This window comes from Fictibacillus sp. 18YEL24, assembly GCF_015903855.1.
GTDB lineage: Bacteria > Bacillota > Bacilli > Bacillales > Fictibacillaceae > Fictibacillus > Fictibacillus phosphorivorans_C.
This window is the reverse complement of the sequence record NZ_JACZDT010000002.1, coordinates 143,978-168,874: the sequence shown is the minus strand read 5'-3', so window position 1 is coordinate 168,874 and position 24,897 is coordinate 143,978. Positions and strand designations below refer to the sequence as shown.

Below are 24,897 nucleotides of genomic sequence, written 5' to 3'. Positions count from 1 at the left end.
TATCCCGGTATGCGTTTGAAAAAGGATGTTTAACCCTGTTCGAATTCGTGAATACACACTATAACTTCGTTTAAAGGAGAGGATTGTAAATGGTAAAACCTATCGTACATGAATTTAACTCTCAACAAGAATTGATTGCAGCTGCAAGTGATCTGAAAGCTCGAGGAATTCACGAGGACAACTTATATGTATTATCCCACGAAAAGGATGACACAAAAGATCTCGCTCATGAAGCAGATGTAAATACAATCGGATTAAAAGAAGAAGGACTCGGAACGGCACTCAGCAATGTATTTGAGTCCAGAGGCGATGAGCTTCGCAACAAGATGACAGAACTAGGGTTATCTGATGTAGAAGCAGATCAATATGAAAAGAAGCTCGATATGGGCAAAATTTTATTGTTTGTAAAAGAAGAAGATAAAGTAAATACATTGCCATAAGGTGATGAAGAGAGTTGCTTGTCCAATCGGGCATGCAGCTCTTTTTTTTGCATAATTTTAATCCTTCCTCACTCATACTGAAAGTCTGTTTAGCCTTTTTTATTTCCTTCTTTGATATTGATTGTAGTGGAAGGTACGAGCCTCCTGCGGGACAGGCGGGCAGTCCGAAGAGTGGAAGTGGCTCGTTCAGCCCCGACAAGCAAAAGGTGAATGGGATAGGAAGGCGCCCTTTGCCTTCTGGACCATTTAACTTTTGACCTCGAGGGGCTAGCCACTGCAACTGGACAGGTGAGACACTTATACGGAACGTACGAATGTGGCTCACCGTCTGACCCACGGAAAGCGAGCACCTGCAACGGAAATCAACATCTTTCAAAAGCAGCAATGAGTATGAAAACAGCCTACTAAAATAATTTCCGTTAGAGTATTCACACAAAATCCATATTTTTGAAAAAGTTTCTTCTCATGCGTTTCTTTACAGAAGATAGGGGGAATGAAGAGAAGACGAGGAGGAGTCACTATGAATTTACACAATGGTCAGCTCTATTGGCCTGAAACTTATACAAACACGGGTCAGTACCCGGTTCTTGAAGAAGATATATCGTGTGATGTACTAATTGTTGGTGGAGGCATGGCAGGTGCCCTTTGTGCCCATGTACTCGGTCAAGAAAAAGAACTAGATGTTGTATTGATCGATAGAAGACAGCCCGGTGCAGGAAGCTCCTCAGCAAACACAGGACTTCTGCAATTCTCAAGCGATAAGATGCTGCACGAACTCATTGAACAGCAAGGAGAACAGGATGCTGTCTATTTCTATCAACTTTGTTTACAGGCGTTAGAAGATCTAAAGAAGATGACGTCTGGACTATCCGAAGACCCTGAATTCCGTGAACAAAAGAGCTTTTACTATGCGAGCTCTCCTGAAGATACGTTAAAACTTGAGCGTGAATACGAGGCATTAAAGAAATACGGTTTTCCAGTAGAATACTTAGAACCTCAAGAGATTTCTTCACGTTTTCCTTTTTCAAAACCAGCCGCTCTCGTTACGAGTGGCGATGCAGATGTGAACCCGTATAAGTGTGTACAAATCTTGTTGAAAGATGCAGCTGCTTCAGGAGTGAGAATCTTTGAACACACACCTCTTATTCGAAAAACAAAAACCGTTCACGGCTTTACCTGTGAATCTGAAAAAGGCACCATTTCAGCCCGATATGTTATTTTTGCTACTGGTTATGAGAATGATTTTTTAGCTCAGCAACTAGGAGCAGACCTAAATCGTTCGTACGCGATCGTAACAGAGCCAATCCCATCACTGAAAACGTGGTACGAAGAATGGATGATCTGGGAAACGAAACGCCCTTACCTTTATATGAGAACGACTAAGGACGGAAGAATCGTTGCAGGTGGTCTTGATGAAGATAAAGCTGAAGCGCCTTTAAATGAAGGGCTTATTGAAGAGCGCGGTGAGCGAATTCTTCAAAAAATTAAAGAACATTTTCCTGATATCTCACCAAAAATCTCACATTCTTGGTGTGCGACGTTTGGTGAGTCACATGACGGACTGCCATATATCGGTGAACATCCTAACCGCCTTGGCGAGTATTATTGTTTAGGTTTTGGTGGTAACGGTACCGTCTACAGCATGTTAGGTGCAACCATCATCAAAGACTTGATTACAAAAGGCTTCCACCCTGCTTCACGATTGTTCACGATTGCACGAGCTGTAAGTTTGTAAAACACGATTTATATTTACACGAGGAACCCCGCTCCAATTGAATAAAAAACAATCAACACCCTGTTAACGACCAGTTTACTTGGTCGTTTTTCTTATGCCTTCACACCTATTTTAGTGGATATTACATAAGTGCAACCTCAAGTTAACAAAGTGCACCTGCTAAAATATAGAAAACCATACATTGTTTTACTACAATTGAAGTAGTAAATGAAAGGAGTTCTTCTATGACATTCAGTGAAAAACTTTTTAAGCTTAGAAAACAAAAAGGTCTCTCACAAGAGGCGCTGGCCGAACAATTAAACACAACCAGACAAGCAATCAGTAAATGGGAAAACGGTCAGGGTTTTCCTGAAACAGAAAAGCTATTGATGCTCGGTAACATTTTTGAAGTATCCATTGATTTCTTATTGAAAGATACTGTTGAACAAAGTCTTGAGAATGAAAATGGTTATTATGTAAGCAAAGAGATGGCTGAGGGATACCTCCTATCTCAAAACAAAGTTTCGAAATACCTTGCCCTTGGATTTAGCCTTTTAATCTTTTCAACGATTCCTTACTTCTTATTTAAAGAAGAGCCGATCATCTTTACCCTTTTAACGATACTAATAGCGGTTTTCGGGATCGGAACCATTACAGCCGGAATCATAAAAGAAGATCGATATAGCTTACTTAAGAAAGAGATGCTGATTTTTGACCAACATTCTTTAAAAGAATTGAAAATGAGATACGAAGAGATAAAAAGTAAATATACTGTGGTAATGATGATCGGAATTTGCTCAATTGTTGGAGGAGCGATCTTCTTTTTAATCATAAAAAAAGAATGGGTGGATGTAGATATTTTAACTCCGTACAACCCGATTTTTATTGCATTGATTGCCATCGGGGTCTACATTTTGGTTCGTACTCTATCCATCATTGATGCTTATCGCATTTTGGTCAAAAATGAAGAGCATGTGAACACTCTAAATAATAGTTTGATGAAAAAAGTGAAGAAGAAAATCAATGATCTCTAAAAGAAAATCTAAGGCTAAATACCTTCTTCACACAAGCAAAAATTACTTTTGATTCATTTTGATTCTGTCTACCCTTTATGAATCAACGTTTGTGCTTCAATCCTTGAATAACCTAATTGACAGCGTTTACATTAATTTGAATAATGAGAGTAATAGAGCGCGCTATTACTTGTAAAAACTTGAGGGCAATGTTCATTTTACAGACAACCCCGTTATTCATTATGAATAACGGGGTTTTTTTTATTCTAAAAAAGGAGTGAATAACACATATGAAAAAGAGTTTATTCGTTTCAGCTGCACTTACTTTGTCATTAACGTTCTCAAACCTTCCTTTTCAAGACAGCCAACAATCCGTAGAAGCTGCTAGTTTTAACAAAGTTAACTATGGTCAAGATGTCATCTATCAGATTATGACCGACCGTTTCTCAGATGGTAACACTTCAAATAACCCTACTGGAAATCTGTTCAGTGGCGACTGTTCCAACCTTCGAAAATATTGCGGTGGTGACTGGCAAGGAATCATCAATAAGATCAACGATGGTTATTTGACAAATATGGGTGTTACGGCACTTTGGATCTCTCAGCCTGTTGAGAATGTGTACAGCGTATTGAATGATGCTGCTGGCACAACTGCCTATCACGGCTATTGGGGGAGGGATTTTAAGAAGACCAATCCTTATTTCGGAAGCATGACTGACTTTCAAAACTTGATCAATACTGCTCACGCTAAAGGCATCAAAGTCATTATTGATTTTGCTCCAAACCACACATCTCCAGCATCTGAGGACACGCCAAGCTATATGGAGAACGGTAAACTTTATGACAACGGAACACTTGTCGGTGGATATACGAACGATACAAAAGGTCTGTTTCATCACAACAAAGGAACGAATTTCTCCTCGATAGAAGATGGTATCTATCGTAACCTGTATGACCTCGCTGATTTTAACCACCAAAACCCAACCGTAGATACGTACTTCAAGAATGCGATCAAACAATGGCTGAACATGGGAATCGACGGTATTCGGGTAGATGCTGTCAAACATATGCCATTCGGCTGGCAAAAAACATTTATGGAAACGATCAATACTCATCAGCCTGTCTTCACATTTGGGGAATGGTTCTTAGGAGAAAATGAAGTCGACCAAAATTATTATGATTTTGCAAACAAATACGGAATGTCTCTGCTGGATTTTCGTTACGGCCAAGAATTACGTCAAGTGCTTCGCAACAATTCAGACAATTGGTATGGCTTTGACAGTATGATCACAGAAACCCAAACCAAATATGAACAGCCGATCGATCAAGTAACATTCCTTGATAATCATGATATGGATCGTTTTCATACGAGCGGAGCGGATACGAAAAAAACCGATCTCGCGCTTACCGTTATGCTCACATCACGCGGTGTTCCTAATATCTATTATGGAACTGAGCAGTATATGACGGGTAACGGAGATCCGAACAACCGAGGAAAGATGACATCATTCAATCAAACAACAAAAGCTTATCAAATTATTAAAAAGCTTTCTACACTGCGAAAGACGAATCAGGCACTTGGCTTCGGAAAAACAAAACAACGCTGGATCAACAATGATGTTTACGTATACGAAAGACAGTTTGGAAACGATGTTGTCTTAGTCGCAGTAAACAAAAGCACATCTACGAGTTATAACGTGAGTGGAGCTGCTACATCGCTACCAGCCGGAACTTATACTGATCAGTTAACAGGTCTCTTAACGGGGAGTTCTATTACGGTTTCTGGTGGTACGATTGCAGCATTCGACCTTTCACCAGGTGAAGCAGCCGTTTATGCACATAACGGAAGCAGTTCGACTCCGGTTATCGGTGGAATCGGTCCAGTCATGGCGAAACCAAGCAATACGCTCACGATCAGTGGTGATGCATTCGGAACCTCGACTGGTTCTGTAAAGATAGGCACCGTGAATGCAAGTGTTCAATCATGGAGCAACGACGAGATCAAAGTGACAGTTCCTGCAGTTGCAGCAGGCAGCTACCAAGTCACCGTAACAAATTCTTCAGGAACGGTAAGTACTGGCTACGGACCGATTGATATCTTATCTGGATCACAAAGTTCCGTGCGATTCTTGATCAACAATGCTTACACGAGCAACGGACAGAGCGTATATGTTGTAGGAAACACAGAAGAACTCGGAAACTGGAATGCAGCAAAAGCCGTTGGACCTTTTTACAATCAAATCATAGCAGCGTATCCAACATGGTACTACGACATCAGCGTGCCCGCGGGTACTGCACTAGAATTCAAGTTCATCAAAAAAGATTCCGCAGGAAATGTAGTCTGGGAAAGCGGAACAAATCATACGTTCACTACCCCATCTTCCGGCCCTGGAACTACGATCAATAATTGGCAAAACTAAAGAAAACAAAGAAACGACCCTGATTAAAGGGTCGTTTCTTGTTCTTTAATCTGAGTCCCTAAAGGAGATTGTAACTAAACCTTCTTAAAAAGACATCATTGAATAGTTGATTGGAGTGGAAGGTGCGAGACTCCTGTGGGACAGGCGGGCAGGTGAGACACTTAAGAGTGAAACGAACAAATGTGGCTCACAGCCTGCCCCGCGGAAAGCGAGCATCCTGCAACGGAAATCAACACTTTCAATGTATTTTTTATGAAGCATTCGGTGCAGCAGCAATCTGCTTGCGAATAAACTCAATCGAACTTTTGTTAAAAAGCTCCGGCTGATCAACATTACATACATGTCCGCAATCTTTAATAGTTAAAAGCTTTGAGTGCTTCTTCTTATCGATGAACGCCTGAATCGGCGGTAAGAACATATAATCTTCCTCACCCATGATGTAAAGCGTTGGGATCGGAATTTCTTTTTTAGTTAACTTTTGCAGAAATGGATTGATCTTCAATGTGAGCTTAAACCATCTCTTGAACTCTTTTTGACAAAGCTTTTTCGCTTCTCCAATAAACAAAGAACGCGAAGCTTCATGTCTTTTTTTCGGCATGATCACCCAAGCAAATAAGCTGTAAAGCCACATGTACGGGATGAACGATTTACAAAGGTTACCCATCGCAATCAAGAACCGCGAGCGGAAATTCATTTTTGTAACCGCGCCGCCAAGTGTCATAGAAGCGACTCGATCAGGATAGAGCTCTGCGATCGTTTGAATAAGAATCGTACCTAAAGAGATGCCTACAAAGTGTGCTTTTTGAATCTTTAGATGATCCATTACTTCAAGCACATCGAGGCTGACTTCTTTAAACGAATATTTTTTTAATAAAAATGTATCGGATTGTGATTTGCCATGACCTCTTAGATCCACAAGCAAAATATTAAAATGTTGTTTAAATTCTCTTAGCTGTTTATACCAAATGGATGAACTGCCCCCAGCTCCATGGACGAAAATCACCCATTGATGATTTTTTTCGTGTGTGTACGTTTTGTAATGAAGCAACAAGTACTCCTCCTAGTGGTTCAAACATTCTGTAAATTTTCCAGCCTTCATTTTAACATAAAAACTTATATTTTGTACCCGTTTCCACGGAAAAGAATGTGTACAAACTGGAAACATAACCACAATGTATTTATACTGTAACTATATAAACGAAGTAATCGTCAGGAGGTTTCACAAAATGGCTAAAGAAAGTTCATTTGATATCGTTTCACAGGTAGATCTATCAGAAGTAGACAATGCGATTAATATCGCGACAAAAGAAATTACAACTCGTTATGATTTTAAGGGTAGTAAAAGTGAGATCACACTAGACAAATCTAGTGAAGAACTCGTTTTAGTTTCCGACGACGAGTACAAGCTAGAGCAGCTAAAAGACGTCTTGATCACAAAGCTGATCAAACGCGGCGTACCAACTAAAAACTTGGATTACAGCAAAATAGAGCAAGCATCAGGTGGAACGGTTCGCCAACGCGCTAAGCTTGTAACTGGAATCGATAAAGACAACGCAAAGAAAATCAATGTGCTGATCAAAAATTCTGGACTTAAAGTGAAAAGCCAAGTTCAAGATGATCAAGTTCGTGTAACAGCAAAGAGCCGAGACGATCTTCAGCAGATTATTGCCCTTGTTAGAGAAGCAAACCTGCCGATCGACGTGCAGTTCATCAATTACAGATAAAAAGGTTCTAACAAAAAGGATGACTCAAAAGCTAATAGCTTTTGAGTCATCCTCTTTTTATACGGTTTTTTTCTGATCAGGTGAATCGAGCAGTTTCATCTGTTCGAGTTCAATCCTCATCTTTTGGGTTTCGATCACATAGTTGTCATGCTTTAAACGTTCCAGTTCTATCTCATCTTGTAGCATCTTATGTTTAAGTTTCGTCTGTTGTTGAAAATGACCTAGTACGATTGCAATAATGGGAATTGAGAATATCATAATGACTGTAATTGTTCCTGTCATGGTATTCCTCCTAGAAATTATTACCTTCTATCCCAATAATAACAAATATTCATGCTGTTCGTACAGGTTATTCGTTAAGCTGTTTTCGTCAACATTCGCACTTCATTTTAAAAAATGCTCTTAAGAGACAGCTTCTTTTACACCGTTTTTAATAATTTCCTCTGTCAATCTAGCCAGTTCTTTAGCGTCTTGATGCTGTTCTGGATAAATCGGCGGATGAACAGTAAGGTGAACGTCCGCTGGCTTGATCCAAAACTTTTGTTGTTCCATAATTTTATAAGAACCGTTAATCGTAACGGGAATGATCGGAACACCAGATTTAGTCGCTAGTTTAAAACTTCCTGCTTTAAACTCTGACATTTCGTCGCCTTTACTTCTCGTTCCCTCAGGAAAAATAACAAGAGATGTTCCGTTCTTCAGCAGTTTAGCTCCTTCATTGATCGCTTGCACAGACTGCCTTACATTCTTACGGTCCATGAACAAACAGTTCAACTGCTCCATCCATGTCCCGATAAAAGGCATCTTCTTGACCTCGATCTTTGAGATGAAGGCTTTTGGTTTCTCGATATAGCCTAAAAGAATCGGAATATCGAAGTTACCTTGGTGATTGCTGACAAAAAGAACAGCTGTATCTTTCGGAATATGTTCCTCACCACTCACCGATACTCGCGTTCCACTAAGCTTAACGAGCGAAGTTGACCACTCTTTTACTTTCTGATCAACCAACCGGTCACGCTCTTCTATCTTTCCGGCATTGTAAAACTTTTTTACGCGGTTTAATGAGGGGATCAACTTTAATAAAATTCCCCAAAAATAAATAAACCAAATAATCGTTCTCACACGTTTCCCCCGCTTTACATGATGATTAATTTTCCATACTCTCGAGATGGCTGTTTTCTTAGTGATGCTGCTGGAAATATAAACGTCCATGGCATACTTGTTTCAGCAGGAACTTCCAGCGTATAACGAGAATCCATGTCACCAATCGTATGCTCCTCTTCTATATACAACACTTTTTTGCCGATTAAAGAGAAAGGCTCTCTTGAATAATTATTTACAAGCACCGTCACTAAAAATTCTTCCTTATGATTATAAGCTGTTTTCAATATCACAGCCTGCTGTCTCACATGTTCATCTGAATGCAACTCTGAAAAGACCTGTTCTATCTCTTCTCTGTCTTGGCGGGCTATAGTCTTGTCCCATGCAGATTCGAACTCCAGTTTTTGCAAGAATATCCCCTCCTTTGAACCATATTATCATATTTTATTGCAAACCACTGTATTTCAAACAATAAGCCGCAAGAGCTCAGTCACTCCACGGCCTCATATTCTTATATATAATTATTCAAAAACAGAACTTGCTGCTTCGATGAGCTTCGTTTTCTCCGCTTTTCTGTCTGTATCTTCCTTTATTAAATACTCCATTCTATAGAATAACCCATCCTTCTTCCAAGCAAGGATAGGAAGATCATTACTGCCTGAAAAATAAGCATCCGTTCCATTACTAAGCTCCACTTCGTCTTTCGTTTCTAACTTCTCGGTCTTAGGAAGAAAATTAGATACTCGATAAGCTAAATAAACATTCTGCCCTTCTTGTTTCGGATAAAAAACAGAATCTACAAGGATATTCCGTTTTTCACCCCAATCTGAGATCTGATAGGTTGAAAGAGCGACTTTAAACGGCAAGCGATCAGGCAATTCCAGTGAGAACGGAACAGCTTTAAGTGTTTTTTTCTTAGAAACTTGGTCGTAATAACGAGGATAAGCACCTTTTGGATGGTCTTGCAGTGTTAAGTTTTTATCGTTCAACGTTCTTTTTTCTTCACTAGAACACCCTGCAAGCAAAACTGCTATGATTACGAATACGAACCAACCCCACTTTTTCATCCGCTTCACCCGCTTCTCTTATTTTTTAAAGAAAGATGAAATCTCAACACGCCAATTGTGATCGCACGTCGCTTGTATCGTTCCTCTTTTTAAAATATAGTTTGCCATCAGTTCTGACATATCGATTGGAATATCCTTCACCACGCGTTTTCCCTTAAACATAGGATAATCACCGCCTCCACCAGCACGATAGTTGTTCATCACTACCTCATAAAAGGAGTCGTTTTCGATCGGTTTTCCTTTATACATCAAAGTCACAATGCGGTGTCCGATCGGCTTTGACAGGTCGATTACGTAATCGATACCTTCCCACATGTCGTAGTTATAGTGCTGAGGCTTTGGAATTGAAAACGCTGGATTGATTATCGGATCACCCTCTTCGTTCACAGAAAAATAAGAAGCTGACCGTTCTAATGCATCCTTCATATCTCGCCCTGTAATCTCTATCACTTTTAAAGTGTTTGGGTACACATAGTTTGAAACGATATCACGCATCGTTATATGTTTTGAGAATCCTTTGGAATGATCATCGAATAGAGCAGTACTTGAAATATCTACACCTGCCGCTTCCATCTGCACTTTATTAATGAATTCAATAAACGGATGATCAGATAGCCTCGTTAACATCGGATCAGTAATCGTCATGTCTCCGTCTACTTGTCCTAAAGCTTGATCCAGCCATTTCTGTGTTTCACTCTCATAAGGCTGAATGAGATCCAGCACCTGTTGATCAGGTTTGTATTCACTCACAGAAATCAGTTTTGCTCGTTTATTCTTCACTTTCCATGAATCACCCTCACCATGGACCTTTATTTCTACATACCCTATCTCAGTTCCTTGTGTTCCAGGCATAATGATCGTGACGAAGTTCACTTCACCTTCAAGCAAGCGATGCTGATGACCTGTTAAAAGCACATCGATCCCTTCAACCTCCATACAGAGTTGATATGCTTGGTTCTCTTTCGTGAGGGATTCCGTCGGTTTCCCTGTTCTGAGATCTCTCTCAAACCCACCATGATAAGAAACGATCATGACATCTGATTTCGACCGTAAATAAGGAACCCATTTCTTTGCCGTCTCCACCGCATCTAGAAAGGAAAGGCCTTTAATATGATCAGGATTCTCCCAGTTCGGTACATATTGTGTTGTTAATCCTAAGAGCGCTACTTTTATTCCACACTCAAATGTTTTGATCACATAAGGTTGTCCAAATACCGGTTTCTCTGTTCCTTGGTGTACGATATTAGCCGAAAGCCAAGGAAATTTAGATTCTTCAATCGTCTTATATAGATAAGGAAGACCATAATTAAACTCATGATTTCCTATTATTGCAGCATCATAGTTCAGTTCATTTAATACATGAACCATCGGATTAACATCACTTTGCTCTGTTTTTGCGTGATAGTAAGTGAGTGGTGTTCCTTGGATGAGGTCTCCATTATCAATGAGGAAGGTGTTGAGGTGGTTAGACATGTTTTCTTTTATAAGTGCTGCCATTTTTGCCAACCCTATATCTGCTTTTTCATTGTTAGCGTATGTTAACGGGAGAACATAGCCGTGAATATCGCTTGTCACATAAATATGAATGGATTGTTCCATGCCTTCTCCCCACCTTCTTAATTATTTTTATAACCTAAATTATACCATCAGTTTCTAACCCTCACTTTAAAAATTCGTTGATGATATTCGACAATATTTCCAGGGGAATGATTGTTATTCTACAAAAACTTACAAAGAGCCACTATGGATAAATTATTAACGTCCAACAAAATCTTTTTATGAAATTTTTGAAATTTTTTACAAGGAAATACGTTTGATATAACGAATAGTATTACTTTGTCGTTTTATAGAAAATAGGGGGATCTATCATCATGAATACGAATGTAAAAACAAAAAAGAAAAAGAAAAGAAATCAATCCAATTACAGATCTTTATTACTTCCTTTTGCAGTCGTTTTAATTTTGATCGCAGCTGTGATCTGGAATAACGTAAGACAAGAGACAAAGCTTCCTGATCCTGATTGGAGCCGATCGATAAGCACGCCCGCTCAATCCATCAGCGCTGAACCAACTGTTATAAAAAGAGATGACCAATATTATGCTTATACTCATCAAAAAGACGGTTTACAGGTGACAACTTTAGACGAAAAGCTAAATCTAGTCTCTGAAAAAAAAGAGAATCTTGCTCTGGATGAAAGAGCGAACTATTGGACAAACGGGAAACAGATCGCCTTTATCTCTCGTGGTGAGCTCATTCTGTATGAAGACGGAAAACAAACAGTTATAGATAAAGATGTAGATCTTTTAGCTGATGCAAAAGATCGATTTGCTTATTCAAAAGGTAATGAAGTATTTGTTTATATGCCTGAAGATGGAAAGAGTCAATCTATCTTTACAGCTAAAGAAAAGCTATCAGAATTATCAGGTCACCCAGCATCTCAATCATTTATCCTGACTGTTGGTGAAAAAGTAGAAATGGAAGCTTTTTATTTAAAAGAAGCTGACGGAAAATATAACGCTCAATCTATTACGCGATACAGCAAAACACCGACAGATAAGATCTATAACTTCCGCTTTGCTGAAGCAGATGATCAAGTTCATTTTATGTATACCTTTTATTCTTCTAAACAAGGAACGAAGACGTTCAAAACGTTTTACGGTGCGGCACCAACGGATCAGCTTACAGCAATTGATTTCAGCAATGTTAAGCTATACAGCTCAGAGCTTGGTTATGAGATCGAGAATCCTTCCTACCAGCAGTTGAACGTAGAAAATAACAAACCTATCATCCTATTTGCAGCGAAAGGACCGATTTCTACTAAAAAGGAAGCGGGCAACATTTACAAAGCTACCTTAAGTGGCGACAAGTGGGAAGCAGCACGAATCAGTACAACGAGTGATTTTTCAGTCTATCCGTTACAGGTAGATGAAAAGACGATTGCTTGGTTAAAAGCAGAATCTGTCAGTGATTATAGACTTTATTTAGCAAGCAAAGATTCAGAGATTAAAAGTGCAAGTAAAAAAATGGGGAAACAAGATTTATATACTGCCACGTTTGACGCGTTTACGGCTTTCGTTGTATCGTTCATCGCTATGACAAACGCATTCATTTGGGTAGTGCCTTCTGTTTTGTTCTTAGGCATCCTCTATTTTGTACGGATAGACGTTATTGAGGATGAAAAACCTTGGGCGAAATGGACTGCAATTGGACTTTTTATGATCACCCAGCTTTATGTCATTCAGTCTTTGTTTAACAACACATTCTATACACTAGCACCAAAATACCTTACCTTTACCGGAAGCTCATTCATCATTCCTCTGATTGTTTCCGCGATAGCACTGTGGGTAATGCAGGTAGCTAGAGATAAGGATTGGGGATTATTTGCACAAGTCTCTTATTTTATCGGACTTACCGTATTGTTCGAACTCTTTGTTGTTGGGACGTATGTTTACTAGAAGAATAGTTGATAGTAACTAAAAGCACTGCTGTTAAGACCGCAGTGCTTTTGCATATTTTGTAAATAATATTTAAATCATAATATAAAAAAGAGTGATAAAAATAAGGATTATTGCAGAAACTGCTCCTAGCAAGACTGCTGTTATATTTGTTTTTCGAGTATAACCTTTTAGATCCTGTGCAGATTTCGAGCTATCAACTTTTTTAACGTGAATAAAGAGACTTAAATTTGATAACCCGAGTAAAAAAATAAGCATCAGTACCATATAACGAATATCAAATTTAAGAAAATCTCCTGATATATCTCTATTCAAGTATGCTTGCATGAATAAAAAACTACTAGTAATCAACATCCATGTATAATTTATCTTTCTTTGTTTCTTCCATTCAACACCCATTTTTTGTTTTTCGTATAGACTTACCTTCTCATAAATATAAAAAAGTGATTTGGTCGAGTTAATTCGGATAAACCCTATAATGGATTGAATAAGTAACACCACTGCCAGAGTTATAAAAAATTGAGAAGATGTTACACCGATAATTTGAATTACGATTAAATAAAAAGTTACAAGAATAAGTAGAAGTACATTCATTAAGATAAACTGCTGCCTTCTCAACTTCTTAATTTCATCCAATGTCATATGCCTACCTCCTACTCATTAATGCAATCTTTGTAAATCACCCTTTTGTAAAATACAACAAGATATATATTCGATTTAATAACTATTTATCCTCTTTGGGCTGAAACGACAAGTCAGTAATAGAAGCATGGAGATAAAATAAGCCAGCTAATTAATAATTAATTAGCTGGCTTATGCTTTATTACTCTCTAATAAGCTCCCAAACTCTCAGGACTCGGATACACGTATGGATCTTTAATTGGCTTAATTTTTTCTAGAGACTCAACCTGCACTAATGGCAGACGGACTTTGTTTAACTCTGTTTCATCGATGATTCCTGTAACGGTATACCATTCATCCGCTTTAAGTTTGGATACTCCATCGCCTTCAATGATGGTTCCATATACAACGGCATCCGCACTGCAGCAGTTCATTGAAAAGCGCGCAATAACGGCTTGATTTTCGCTCATTCCGTCTTCACGATACACAAATCCTGTCGTTTCGATTTCTTTTCCTTTGAACTTGTCCAGGTAGATGTCCAAAACAGTCATCGTATCGAGATAGTGATCAGATGTTACTTTCACTTTATCCTTCGCCAACTGTTCTTTTCCGAACTTCTTATAATACGCCGTAACATCATAAGTCTCGACCGGATTTTCTTCCTTAACGTTCTTTTCCATCTCTTTAATATAACCTTCTGGATCATCTAAATAGGCTTCCACATCAATATTTTGTGTAGTGGTTACCTTACCGTCATCCGTTTTCTGAGCTGGTTTAGCATACAGTCCCGTTCCGTAACGAATGCCGCGCTTTTCCGCGACTGAGCTGTCCATCGCTTTTTCAGGAATCATGAATCCTGTAAGAAGAGGAATCACAAAGATCATATAGATAAAGAAATGCTTGAGCGGCCTTCCCTTTGGTGTATGATCCACACCACATCCACATGCATCATCATGCTGTTCATCAGATCGTCTAAAGAACTGCATCACACCTAAAATCCCTAAGATGCCGATCGCAAAATAGACAAAGATATGCATTTTCGGTGCTACATAATAGTTCAGCTTCCCTGTTGTGATTAATCCGATCAGCAGGAGCATGAAACCGATTAAGATGATACCTCTTAAATACGTATGAAAATCATGACTCTCTTTGTTCATCGTATCCTACCTCCCTTTCTATGCCACAAATTGATACACCATCGTTACAGCAAATACAGTCAGCGTTATTAGTCCCATTAACACAAATACAAAGCGTGTCTTAAAATAAGCGAACATCATAAGCATGTTCTTTACATCAAGCATCGGACCGTATACCAAGAACGCGATTATCGAACCTACCGTAAACGTGCTTCCGAATGATGCTGCGATAAAGGCATCCGCCTCTGAACAAATAGATAGCAAGAAAGCCAGACCCATCATTAATCCTGTTGATGACCACTCATTGCCTCCTAGCGCCAATAGATCATTGCGATTGATAAATACTTGGAACATACTCGCTAAAAATGCACCAAAAATAAGGAATTTCCCAGTATCAAAGAACTCATCAGATGCATGATACACCGTTTGTTTCCAGCGACTCATCGTAATACCATGTGAATGATCATGAGCTCCATGTTCTATGTGTGATCTGAGTTGATCTTTATTACGAAAAGCCCAATATACGATCAATCCAATAATGATCGCCACAAGAAGTGCCAGTCCAATTCTTCCATATACGACTGCCATATTGTTACGGAACGCATAAAAAGTGGATAGGATAACGACTGGGTTTACGATTGGTACGGTTAATAAGAAAACCGTTCCAAGGTGCAGCGGAAGTCCTTTTTTAATCAAGCGTCTTACGACAGGTATGATCGCACACTCGCAGACAGGAAAGATGATTCCCATGAACAAAACGACTCCGATACCTAAGAATGGATTTTTAGGTATCAACCGTTGAATATGCTGTTCTGTTACAAAAGTTTGGATTAAAGCCGAAACAAAAACTCCTAATAAAATAAAAGGAACCGCTTCTATTAAAATACTTAGAAACACCGTGTTCACATGCATGATGGAACTTGGTAAGTTATCAAATACAGAATCATTTTTTATTTCTTCCATAAACAGAAAAGAAATAATAAAGATAGCCAGCAATAAAAGCCCTATCATTTCTTTTCTTACGACATCTCTTGTTGCGAGGTCCTTCATCGTCTAACGCTCCTCTACCCATCTGTTTAATTTATTTATACACTAGTTTCGTTATGAATTAAATCTAGTATTTTCACACAAAATTTATAGGAATGCACCCTATATTTAATCGTAATTATTCCGTTTTGTAAAGAGCAAAAAAAGAAACCAAGGTGAATTACCCTTGGTTTGCTAAACGTTTATATAATGCATGTGTTCCGCTATCTTCTTCACCCATCTCAGCAAGCTCATCGTATAGCTTTTTCGCGAGTTGTAATCCTGGTGTCAATAAGCCCATCTCTTCAGCTGATTTCAATGCGATGTTCATATCTTTTATAAAATGTTTTACGTAAAAGCCAGGAGCAAAATCTCCTTTTAAAATTCTTGGTCCAAGATTGCTGAGGTTCCAGCTTCCTGCAGCACCAGATTCAATACTTTTCAGCACGTTCTCTGGGTCTAATCCTGCTTTTTCCGCGTAAAGAATCGCTTCGCAAACTCCCATCATACCTGAGGCGATCGCAATCTGATTGCACATTTTCGTATGCTGACCAGAACCAGCTTTTCCTTGATAAACAACGTTCGTACCCATTTTAGAGAAGATCGGTTCCATATCGTGGAATGCGGACTCTGAACCTCCTACCATGATGGATAATTTAGCGTCTCTCGCACCAATATCCCCGCCAGAAACGGGTGCGTCAAGCGTCGCGATATTCTTTTCAGCAGCCGTCCGTTCAATTTTTTGTGCCAGCTGTGGACTAGAAGTTGTCATATCGATTAAATAAGAACCTTCTTTGGCGTGAGCTACTAATCCCTCTGCACCTAAGTAAACTTCTTCTACATCTTTCGGATAGCCGACCATCGTGATGATCACATCACAGTTTTGAGCGATTTCTTTTGGTGTGTCTGCCCATTTAGCTCCTTTTTCAAGAAGATCTTCTGCTTTTGCTTTCGTTCTCGTATAAACATGGACTGGATAACCTGCATTCATCAAGTGACCGGCCATGCTTTTCCCCATTACACCTGTTCCGATAAATCCAACACTTTGCAAATGTCCTCACTCCTTTCACCTATTATAACGAAGAATAACGAAAATAAAAAAGACACCGCTTATTAAGCGATGACCTCTCCTTGAAGAATGCGTTCGATCTTTAGTTGAGCTAGCTCATAATCCATATTTAAATTTGTTAACATCGATAGCATGTCATCGTTCGAATGCTTTTTAAAAAGTTGGTATAAATTCGGTTTTCTTCTCTTGATTATGGTCATCATCTCGATAGTAGGCAATGTTCTGCCGGTTGGTTTAATACGTAAAAAAGAGCGGATGTATTGTGTGAAAGCGGGTATAGCCTCTACAGTATCTGGTAGTGTGTCTAATAGCTCCTGAAGTTTCAATAATGAATCAATCAGTTCTTTGTTTCTTTCCACGAATTCGTCCCTCATCTTTCTCCGATATTGTGTTACTAGGTTAAAATTTCGCCTATTTAGGCAATTCATAATAAATATCGGCAGTTTCATAGAAAGTTTAATGAGGGGTCTGACCCCACACAATTTATTTTCCACACTCATTTACTCTTCAGCACTTAAGAGAATATACTTCATTTACGGCCAACCACATTCCTCTTTTCAAGATCTTGGTCATTTAAACAAACATGAAATGCATCCAATCTTACTAGTACACTGCAACACCTTTTGACCTGTTTCTTTTCCTTTTATGTAAATCCCGCACAGTCCTTTAGGGGTATCTTTCATTTCCCTTATAAGTCCACCCTACTGTTTATTCGTTTTCGTATTTACGCACCTGTATATAAATGGTAAATTGAACTTGTCGACAAAGGGGTCCCGTATTACGGCAGGAGGTTTGGAATATGAAAAAACATCTAGTTACTAGTGTTTTAGCATTCTGTCTCACAGCTTTTTCGGTACCAAGTGCTTTTGCTCAAAATCAGATTACGTATAAAGATGAAATCCTAAGTATGCAGCCAGATTTAACATCAGCTGAGTTACTTTCTAGTGTTCAAGCTATCGCAAAGAACACAGGCGCTACAGAGGATGCACTTCTAAAAAAAATCTACGAAGAATTAAAACATGATCAAACAAAGAGCAAGGAAGAAAAGCAACAAAGCGGTAAGGTCGGTACAATGGGTAGCAGCGGAGGAACTGTTTCTGTTGGACCTAGCTCGAAAGGAAACTTCTATTACACCGCATCTCAAACCGCCTACATGAATCATGGACACGTGGGCATGTATTACTCAAGCGACGTCATTGTTGAATCTGTACCTGAAACAGGTGTACGGACGATCTCAACCACTCTACGAAAAGTGGATCAAGGAGACGCACAGGTCAAATCGGTTACAACAAGCTCGTCAAACCGTGATAATGCTGCAAACTGGGCATTTAGCCGCGTAGGCATTGATGCATATTCTTATAACTTCGTGACCAACCGTTCGACTTCACATATCGGTGATAAAAACTGTTCCAAACTGGTCTGGTCGGCATATAAATTAAATGGAAACTTAGATTTAGACGTAGATGGCGGGTTAGGAGTATATCCTCGGGATGTCCGGGATGCGCCTGGCACACAGCTCGTCCGGAATATATAAAAAATAATAAGGCGATAAGGACGTGTAACTACGAACTTATTGCCTTATTTCTTACAAAAGGAGAGTACAGTGAAGAAAATATTATTTTTTTCTTTAGTCACACTTTTCGTCGGAGGCCTTGTTTATCAATTTTTCTTTAACCAACATATCAGTGCTTCACTTTCAGTCAAAAAGGAGGCAATAAAGGAAAAAGATTTCTTATCTGATAAAAGAGCTGTTCTCTATTTTTCAACGACTGCGGACCAAGACATGGATGGTAGAGGAATCAGCCTTGCTGTTTTCATCAATGACAAAGGGGAAGCAGATGCCTTTAAGATGAACGGCTTAGAGCTTGGAAGTGTTGCTGCAGGAAATAACGAGGTTCTATTAGTCGATAGAGATAAAATTCGTTTAGTCGGAGATACCTATAAAGAGTTTAATATGAAGAAATCACAGTACACGGGTGAAAGAACAGGTTATCTCGAGAAAGAAAATTTATTTTTTACTCTTTTTAATTCTGGCTTTAATTCGAACGGTGGCTATGATTCAAATATTTTATATGGTAATGAAAAGGGATTTCATAAAGATAATATTCCTTATTATATTGGAACTTCCGGGGTGGATAAGGATGAGATCATCGCACTAACAGAAAATATCGAGGCAAGTGAATATTTTTTACGAAAAATAACGCCCTCAAAAAATAATTTGGAAATTCAAGATATCATTCAAATAGAAAAGCCTAAAAATTCTAGCTTAAGTGGATCTTCTCCCATCCTTGCCGACAATCAATACTACTACATGATCTTAGAGAGTATACCCGAGAACGGTGTATCCAATATCTTAAATTCAGACGTTATACTTTATCGCATCAACAAGAAGACGTTACAACAAGATGAATTTACTATCTCTACTTATCGAAACGAAAAAAACCTAACCGCACATTATCCATTCAATACTAGAAACTCTGCCCATTTATATAACGACATCTTATACTACGCTAACGGACTAGGTGAGGTATTTGCATTTGATACAAAAACTCAAGAAATGACGAAAAAATTCACCATGAAGAACGTTAGAAAAGATGGCGTTCGATTTCATGAGCAACTCTTCTATAAAGATGACAACCTTTACGTCGTAAGACATGACGAAAAACTAAAAGAAAAATATTACATCGAACACTATTCCTTAACCGAAGGAAAGAAGATAGAGAATATTAAAATCAATGGTTTAAACGACATCCTAAAATCGATCAAAGGCAAGTCTGTCTATTCCTATGACTTCAAGATGCTAAAATAAAAAAATGTGAGTCTAGGACTTATTCAAGTTCCAGGCTCACATTTCTTTTTATCTTCACTCGATAAATAACGATCGAGATGACGACCAAAATCGTATACACGATAAACACGTTACGATAGATAGCTTCTAATGCGATCCCTTGCTGTCCCTCAATTAACAGTCCAGCAACAGCTACACCGAGCGCTCCACCAAAAAACTGCACAAGCTGAAGCATACCCATTCCAGAACCTACTTCATCCTCGCTTAAGATTCTAGAGTTTTCATTAGCTAAGCTTGACGTTAAGCTAGAAAACCCGATACTCGTAAACATATAAAAGATTGCTGTCAGATAGAATGCCTTTGTTGCAAAAAGAGAAAACAGCACGACCGACAACAACAGTGCTACAAGCCCTGTTCGCATGACAGGCAGGTTTCCAAATCGATCAATCCACCGTCCCACATAAATTGCGGCTAACGCGGAAAGCATGGCACCTGGAAAAATAACAAACCCAATCGTAGCTGGTTCTTTTCCAAATAAGTTCGACAACATGACGGGCATCACGAACAACAGCGCAAAATGGGTCATGAACGCGATGAGTCCAATGATTAAGAGCGATACGTAGAGCGTGTTCTTAAATAAACTCACACGGATAAACGGATCTTCCTTCTTCTTTGAATAAAATACGAGTGTGCCAAAGAATAGGACACTCAATACCAGCAAGTACCACGAAAACGAAGAAAGATAGAGTAATAATGAAGTTACTCCGCCACCTGTTAACAGTGCACCCACAAAGTCGAACGATCCTTCCCGTTTTTGTTCAACAGGCAGATAGACCTTAAATACTGGCAGCAACAGTAGCACGAGACCTGTTACGATGAAAAGAAAATTCCACCCTAACAATTGTGTGATACCGCCTCCGATTACAGGTCCTAATCCGAAACCAAGAGACGCCGCTGATGAGATTAACGACATGGCACGCCCTCTTCTTGAAATCGGAATATATCTTGTGGCAAGCACCATTCCTAGCCCTGGAACCGCACCCGCTCCCATTGCTTGAACCATACGACTGATCAATACAAACTCAAAACTATTTGAAAAATAACCGATGATGGAGGCGATTCCTAAGATGATGACACCTGTAAATAATAATCTTCCAATCGGTATAAAATCTGACAATCTACTGAATGTGATCGTCGATAAGGCAAACACGATCGAATAGCCTGAAACAATCCATGATCCTGCAGTAGGACTCAGATCAAATTCCGAGATAACACTCGGCAATGCCACATTAAACATCGTCGTGTTCATGACCACAAGCCATACCGTAAGACTCCATAACGGAATGATCCGGTTCTCCTGAATCGTTCCATACCCTTCCTCTTTAACCATTCGTTCACCTTCTTTCTCTAAATCTCTTTTCGTATTCATTGTTGCTTTTGATGTAGTTAATTTCCGTTCCAGGTTGCTCGCTTTCCGCGGGGCAGGCGGTGAGCCACATTTATACGTTTCACTTTTTAGTGTCTCATCTGCCCGCCTGTCCCACAGGATTCTCGCACCTTCCACTCCAATCAACTTCTCAAAGAAGCGTATGAAAAACAAAGATATAAAAGCAGAACTTTTTAAGAAAACAGCCTTCTCTTAAAAAACAATATTCCCATCTTATCATGGGTCTATAGAATTAGCGTTACGTTTTGCTCATGAATTTTTCAGGTCAAAAGACCAGCTTTATATTTTCCAATATAAGGACCTATTATCTGTTTTTACCATATGACCAAGGGATTTAAACACAGCAGTAGAATATTACCTTGATATTAAAAATAAGGGGTGTACGCTTGAATGAAAAGTTTTTTACGCAAGACTTCTAGTTTCACATTAGCATGTACGTTTGTTTTTTCTGCTTTTTCTGGTGTATCTGCTGCTCCATCTACAAACAATTCAGAGCCAGAACTAGCACCGCTTTATGGGAAGTACAATTTAAACTCTTCTCATGTTACAAAAGTAATGGTTGAATTAAAAGAACCATCTGTACTAGAGGCAAAAAAGAAAGGCCAAAAACAAACGAAATCAAATTTAAAATCAAAACGTGAAGCAGTGGTAAAAGAAATCTCCACTCGCTCCAAAACATATAAAGTAAAAAATGAGTACGATCATGTTTTCTCTGGGTTTGCTCTAGAGATCGCAGCAAACGAGATTCCAAACCTGCTATCAACACCAGGTGTAAAAGCCGTTTATCCAGATGTTGAATATCACACAACAGGGGATGACATGGGAGACCAATCATTCGATGATGTTTCGCCTCAGATGATGAATTCAGCGCCTTTTATTGGTGCGAACCAGGCTTGGGAATCTGGCTACACGGGCGAAGGTGTGACGGTTGCTGTTATTGATACGGGAGTTGACTATACACACCCCGATTTAGATCAAGCATTCGGTGACTATAAAGGATATGACTTTGTTGATAATGACAACGATCCACAAGAAACGCCTAAAGGCGATCCAAGAGGAGCTGAAACTACTCATGGCACGCACGTAGCCGGTACAGTTGCGGCAGATGGCGGCATTAAAGGGGTAGCACCTGATGCTACATTGTTAGCGTACCGCGTATTAGGACCAGGAGGCAGCGGTTCGACTGAGAACGTAATTGCCGGTGTTGAAAAAGCGGTAGAAGACGGTGCTGACGTTATGAACTTATCTCTTGGAAACTCGTTAAACAACCCGGACTGGGCAACGAGTATCGCGCTTGATCAAGCGATGTCTGATGGTGTTGTAGCTGTGACGTCTAACGGGAACAGCGGACCAAACAACTGGACGGTCGGTTCACCAGGTACTTCTAGGGAAGCCATTTCTGTAGGAGCTACACAGCTTCCATATAACGTTTATGCAGCTACTTTAAAAGCAGGAAATGCAAGTTTTTCATCCGCAAAAGTAATGGGCTTTCCGTCTGAAGAATCCGTTCTAGCACTTAACGGAAAAACATTGCCGATCGTTGATGTTGGCTTAGCTGGAACTGCTGATTTTGCAGGGAAAGACGTAGCAGGTAAGCTTGTATTAGCACAACGCGGTACGTATGCGTTTGTAGACAAAGCAACAAATGCAGAGAACGCTGGCGCTATCGGAATGGTCATCTACAATAACGTTGCGGGTGAGATCGTAGATGTGCCTGGAATGGCAGTACCAACAATCAAGCTAACGAACGCTGAGGGCGTTCAGCTTAAAAGTTTGTTAACCACTAATCCAAACACAACGGTAACACTTGGCACCAAGTTTGATAAACAGGTTGGTGAATTGATGGCTGACTTCTCATCCCGAGGTCCTGTAATGGATACGTGGATGATCAAACCGGATGTTTCGGCACCTGGCGTAAACATCGTAAGTACAGTACCGACTCATGACCCTGCAAATCCGCATGGTTACGGCGCGAAACAAGGAACAAGTATGGCATCTCCACACGTTGCAGGTGCTGCCGCTCTTTTATTAGAAGCACATCCTGACTGGGGTGTTGACGATATTAAAGCAGCTCTTATGAATACAGCGGAAGATTTATTTGATGCTACTGGAAAGCTATATCCGCATAATACACAAGGAGCAGGAAGTATCCGTGTCGTTGAAGCAATTGAAACACAAACACTCGTATCTCCTGGCAGCCATTCGTTTGGTGTCTTCTCTAAAAAGAAAGGCAAAGAAGTAAGAGACGAGCGTTTTACAATCAAGAACTTAAGCAACAAGTCAAAGGATTATTCATTTGACGTAGATCTTGAAGGTGTAAAAGTAACAACAAGCAAGAACTTGAAGATTAAAGGAAAAAGCTCGAAGGATGTAAAATTCAAAGTACACGTGGATGCTTCTAAGATGGCACCTGGTTATCATGAAGGAACGATTACGATCAGCGACGGTAGAAACGAAATAGTCGTACCGACGATTCTTTTCGTACAAGAGCCGGACTTCCCTTCCATCACTAGCATCAGCGCTACAGCACTAGGAAATAATGCTTTCACATTTTCCGCTTACTTCCCTGCTGAAGCCGATAAAGTAAATCTGTTTCTATACGATAGCAACCTGACAAAAGAAATTGGTCTGATCGGCAGTTACGAAGATGTTCCAAAACAATATAATGATTTCCAATGGGACGGAAAGATCGCAGGACAAGCTGTTGCACCAGGTAAATATCGCGTTGTCGCATTCGCTGAGAGAGGCGATAAGCTCGACAGTCGATACACAGATGTTATCACCGTTCAATAAAAGAAATCCCTTGCCGAGTTTTCGGTAAGGGATTTTTTTATGGTTTGCATGAAATGATATGATAATAAAAGAACAATCAGGAGGTATGTTATGAAACTATGCGTACTAGGTGCGACAGGAAGAGTCGGACAATATTTTACTAAAATGGCGCTCCAGAATGATATCAGCGTTTCTGCACTTTTACGTAGCCCCGAAAAGTTTACGAACTCTATTTTGAGCCAGATCTCTTTTACAAAAGGAGACGTTCTAAATAAAGAAACCGTAACTGAAGCCATGGCCGGTTGTGATGTTGTTTTCAGCGCTCTATCAACAGACAGAGCTAATGTCCTTTCCGAGGGTATGCCTATAATTATAGAAGCGATGAAAAAGGAAGGCATCTCTCGTATCATCACGATCGGTACAGCAGGCATCTTACAAAGCCGCATAGAGCCTCATCTGCTTCGTTACCAATCATCTGAATCAAAGCGGAAATTAACAAGAGCGGCTGAAGATCATCATAAGGCGTTTACTCAACTGCAAGAAAGCGGGTTGAATTGGACGATCGTTTGTCCCACTTATTTGCCAGACGGGGAACCTACCGGCACGTATCGAACGGAAAAAGACGTTTTACCTATCGACGGCTCTCGAATCAGTACAGGAGATACCGCTCATTTTGCGTTTTCACTTTTAGAGAACAGTAGCTTTTTAGAGACTCGTGTAGGAATCGCTTATTAAAACCTTCGAGGCATGTCTTGAAAAAAATAGACGCCAAGACTTAAGAAACCTACTCCGATAATGAAGATGAAGAACTTGATGAACCATTTCGGAAAAAAGCCTACCAGTTTATCAATGAACGTTACAAAGATAAATTCTACAATAGCACCGAAAAACGTTTCCGAGACACGGCCACCTTTGTAACACGCGTCATACTGCTTTTTATGCTCAATTTCTTCTTTTTGATAACGGATGCCATATACGATAACAGCAATTCCGAATCCGCAAAGAACGACAGGTATGATCCAAAACCAGCTCATCTCTCATTTCCTCTCGGTACAGAAAAGACTTTTGCTGTTTTCATATGATCAGCAAAAGTCCTCTGTTTTT

Annotated in this window: 23 protein-coding genes; 10 read left to right on the top strand and 13 right to left on the bottom strand. The window is 39.6% G+C overall.

Annotated elements, in window-relative coordinates; translation table 11 throughout:
• Positions 1 to 89: 89 nt before the first annotated feature.
• The 4 genes from HU823_RS06285 (at position 90) to HU823_RS06270 (ending at position 5,587) form a co-directional block, all read left to right on the top strand.
• Positions 90 to 440 carry a general stress protein gene (locus HU823_RS06285; protein ID WP_066399166.1) on the top strand — a complete coding sequence of 117 codons (351 nt, stop codon included), beginning with the start codon at positions 90 to 92 and terminating at the stop codon, positions 438 to 440.
• A 520-nt stretch (positions 441 to 960) separates the two neighbouring features.
• On the top strand, positions 961 to 2,175 hold the full coding sequence (locus HU823_RS06280; RefSeq protein ID WP_197221479.1) for an NAD(P)/FAD-dependent oxidoreductase: 1,215 nt from the start codon (positions 961 to 963) through the stop codon (positions 2,173 to 2,175).
• Positions 2,176 to 2,399: 224 nt separating this feature from the next.
• Positions 2,400 to 3,188, top strand: coding sequence for a helix-turn-helix domain-containing protein (locus tag HU823_RS06275; protein WP_197221478.1), 789 nt, complete (start codon positions 2,400 to 2,402; stop codon positions 3,186 to 3,188).
• A gap of 269 nt (positions 3,189 to 3,457) precedes the next feature.
• A complete protein-coding gene (locus HU823_RS06270; protein WP_197221477.1) occupies positions 3,458 to 5,587 on the top strand; it encodes an alpha-amylase family glycosyl hydrolase in 2,130 nt (709 codons plus the stop codon).
• Positions 5,588 to 5,837: 250 nt separating this feature from the next.
• Here HU823_RS06270 and HU823_RS06265 read toward each other — a convergent pair whose 3' ends face one another.
• The gene (locus HU823_RS06265) at positions 5,838 to 6,635 is read right to left on the bottom strand and encodes an alpha/beta fold hydrolase (RefSeq protein ID WP_144696788.1); all 798 of its coding nucleotides are present in this window, start codon (positions 6,633 to 6,635) and stop codon (positions 5,838 to 5,840) included.
• Positions 6,636 to 6,813: 178 nt separating this feature from the next.
• Here HU823_RS06265 and HU823_RS06260 point away from each other — a divergent pair, with 178 nt between their 5' ends.
• A complete protein-coding gene (locus HU823_RS06260) occupies positions 6,814 to 7,311 on the top strand; it encodes a YajQ family cyclic di-GMP-binding protein (RefSeq protein WP_066399173.1) in 498 nt (165 codons plus the stop codon).
• Positions 7,312 to 7,368: 57 nt separating this feature from the next.
• On the opposite strand, the gene HU823_RS06255 is transcribed toward HU823_RS06260, so the two are convergent.
• The 5 genes from HU823_RS06255 to HU823_RS06235 form a co-directional block, all read right to left on the bottom strand.
• A complete protein-coding gene (locus tag HU823_RS06255) occupies positions 7,369 to 7,593 on the bottom strand; it encodes a hypothetical protein (protein WP_197221476.1) in 225 nt (74 codons plus the stop codon).
• Between the two features lie 120 nt (positions 7,594 to 7,713).
• On the bottom strand, positions 7,714 to 8,433 hold the full coding sequence (locus HU823_RS06250; protein ID WP_260858206.1) for a lysophospholipid acyltransferase family protein: 720 nt from the start codon (positions 8,431 to 8,433) through the stop codon (positions 7,714 to 7,716).
• Between the two features lie 14 nt (positions 8,434 to 8,447).
• Positions 8,448 to 8,822 carry an SLAP domain-containing protein gene (locus HU823_RS06245; protein ID WP_197221474.1) on the bottom strand — a complete coding sequence of 125 codons (375 nt, stop codon included), beginning with the start codon at positions 8,820 to 8,822 and terminating at the stop codon, positions 8,448 to 8,450.
• A gap of 111 nt (positions 8,823 to 8,933) precedes the next feature.
• On the bottom strand, positions 8,934 to 9,479 hold the full coding sequence (locus tag HU823_RS06240; RefSeq protein WP_197221473.1) for a hypothetical protein: 546 nt from the start codon (positions 9,477 to 9,479) through the stop codon (positions 8,934 to 8,936).
• An 18-nt stretch (positions 9,480 to 9,497) separates the two neighbouring features.
• Positions 9,498 to 11,078, bottom strand: a complete 1,581-nt coding sequence (locus tag HU823_RS06235) for a bifunctional metallophosphatase/5'-nucleotidase (protein ID WP_197221472.1) — start codon at positions 11,076 to 11,078, stop codon at positions 9,498 to 9,500.
• Between the two features lie 272 nt (positions 11,079 to 11,350).
• Between HU823_RS06235 and HU823_RS06230 the strand changes: the two genes are divergently transcribed.
• Positions 11,351 to 12,934 (top strand): hypothetical protein, encoded by a 1,584-nt coding sequence (locus HU823_RS06230; RefSeq protein WP_197221471.1) that lies wholly within the window; start codon positions 11,351 to 11,353, stop codon positions 12,932 to 12,934.
• Between the two features lie 72 nt (positions 12,935 to 13,006).
• On the opposite strand, the gene HU823_RS06225 is transcribed toward HU823_RS06230, so the two are convergent.
• From HU823_RS06225 to HU823_RS06205, 5 genes are all read right to left on the bottom strand, one after another.
• Positions 13,007 to 13,576: a hypothetical protein gene (locus HU823_RS06225; protein WP_197221470.1), complete on the bottom strand. Its 570-nt coding sequence runs from the start codon at positions 13,574 to 13,576 to the stop codon at positions 13,007 to 13,009.
• Positions 13,577 to 13,764: 188 nt separating this feature from the next.
• Positions 13,765 to 14,712 (bottom strand): TIGR03943 family putative permease subunit, encoded by a 948-nt coding sequence (locus HU823_RS06220; protein ID WP_197221469.1) that lies wholly within the window; start codon positions 14,710 to 14,712, stop codon positions 13,765 to 13,767.
• Positions 14,713 to 14,730: 18 nt separating this feature from the next.
• On the bottom strand, positions 14,731 to 15,741 hold the full coding sequence (locus HU823_RS06215; protein ID WP_144696772.1) for a permease: 1,011 nt from the start codon (positions 15,739 to 15,741) through the stop codon (positions 14,731 to 14,733).
• Positions 15,742 to 15,898: 157 nt separating this feature from the next.
• A complete protein-coding gene (locus HU823_RS06210) occupies positions 15,899 to 16,768 on the bottom strand; it encodes an NAD(P)-dependent oxidoreductase (RefSeq protein WP_255548956.1) in 870 nt (289 codons plus the stop codon).
• 62 nt (positions 16,769 to 16,830) lie between these two features.
• Positions 16,831 to 17,145, bottom strand: a complete 315-nt coding sequence (locus tag HU823_RS06205; protein ID WP_144696770.1) for a hypothetical protein — start codon at positions 17,143 to 17,145, stop codon at positions 16,831 to 16,833.
• A gap of 440 nt (positions 17,146 to 17,585) precedes the next feature.
• On the opposite strand from HU823_RS06205, the gene HU823_RS06200 reads away from it, so the two are divergent.
• Positions 17,586 to 18,320 (top strand): hypothetical protein, encoded by a 735-nt coding sequence (locus tag HU823_RS06200; protein ID WP_137791202.1) that lies wholly within the window; start codon positions 17,586 to 17,588, stop codon positions 18,318 to 18,320.
• A gap of 69 nt (positions 18,321 to 18,389) precedes the next feature.
• Positions 18,390 to 19,595, top strand: coding sequence for a hypothetical protein (locus HU823_RS06195; protein WP_197221468.1), 1,206 nt, complete (start codon positions 18,390 to 18,392; stop codon positions 19,593 to 19,595).
• A 19-nt stretch (positions 19,596 to 19,614) separates the two neighbouring features.
• Here the strand turns inward: HU823_RS06195 and HU823_RS06190 are convergent, their stop codons facing one another.
• Positions 19,615 to 21,138 carry an MFS transporter gene (locus HU823_RS06190; RefSeq protein WP_370630049.1) on the bottom strand — a complete coding sequence of 508 codons (1,524 nt, stop codon included), beginning with the start codon at positions 21,136 to 21,138 and terminating at the stop codon, positions 19,615 to 19,617.
• A gap of 273 nt (positions 21,139 to 21,411) precedes the next feature.
• Here HU823_RS06190 and HU823_RS06185 point away from each other — a divergent pair, with 273 nt between their 5' ends.
• Together HU823_RS06185 and HU823_RS06180 are read left to right on the top strand one after the other, a co-directional pair.
• Positions 21,412 to 23,814, top strand: a complete 2,403-nt coding sequence (locus HU823_RS06185) for a S8 family peptidase (RefSeq protein WP_197221467.1) — start codon at positions 21,412 to 21,414, stop codon at positions 23,812 to 23,814.
• 90 nt (positions 23,815 to 23,904) lie between these two features.
• A complete protein-coding gene (locus HU823_RS06180; protein WP_197221466.1) occupies positions 23,905 to 24,528 on the top strand; it encodes an NAD(P)-dependent oxidoreductase in 624 nt (207 codons plus the stop codon).
• On the opposite strand, the gene HU823_RS06175 is transcribed toward HU823_RS06180, so the two are convergent.
• Positions 24,525 to 24,827 carry a hypothetical protein gene (locus HU823_RS06175; protein WP_197221465.1) on the bottom strand — a complete coding sequence of 101 codons (303 nt, stop codon included), beginning with the start codon at positions 24,825 to 24,827 and terminating at the stop codon, positions 24,525 to 24,527. The two genes, HU823_RS06180 and HU823_RS06175, sit on opposite strands and share 4 nt — an antisense overlap.
• Between the last annotated feature and the right edge of the window lie 70 nt (positions 24,828 to 24,897).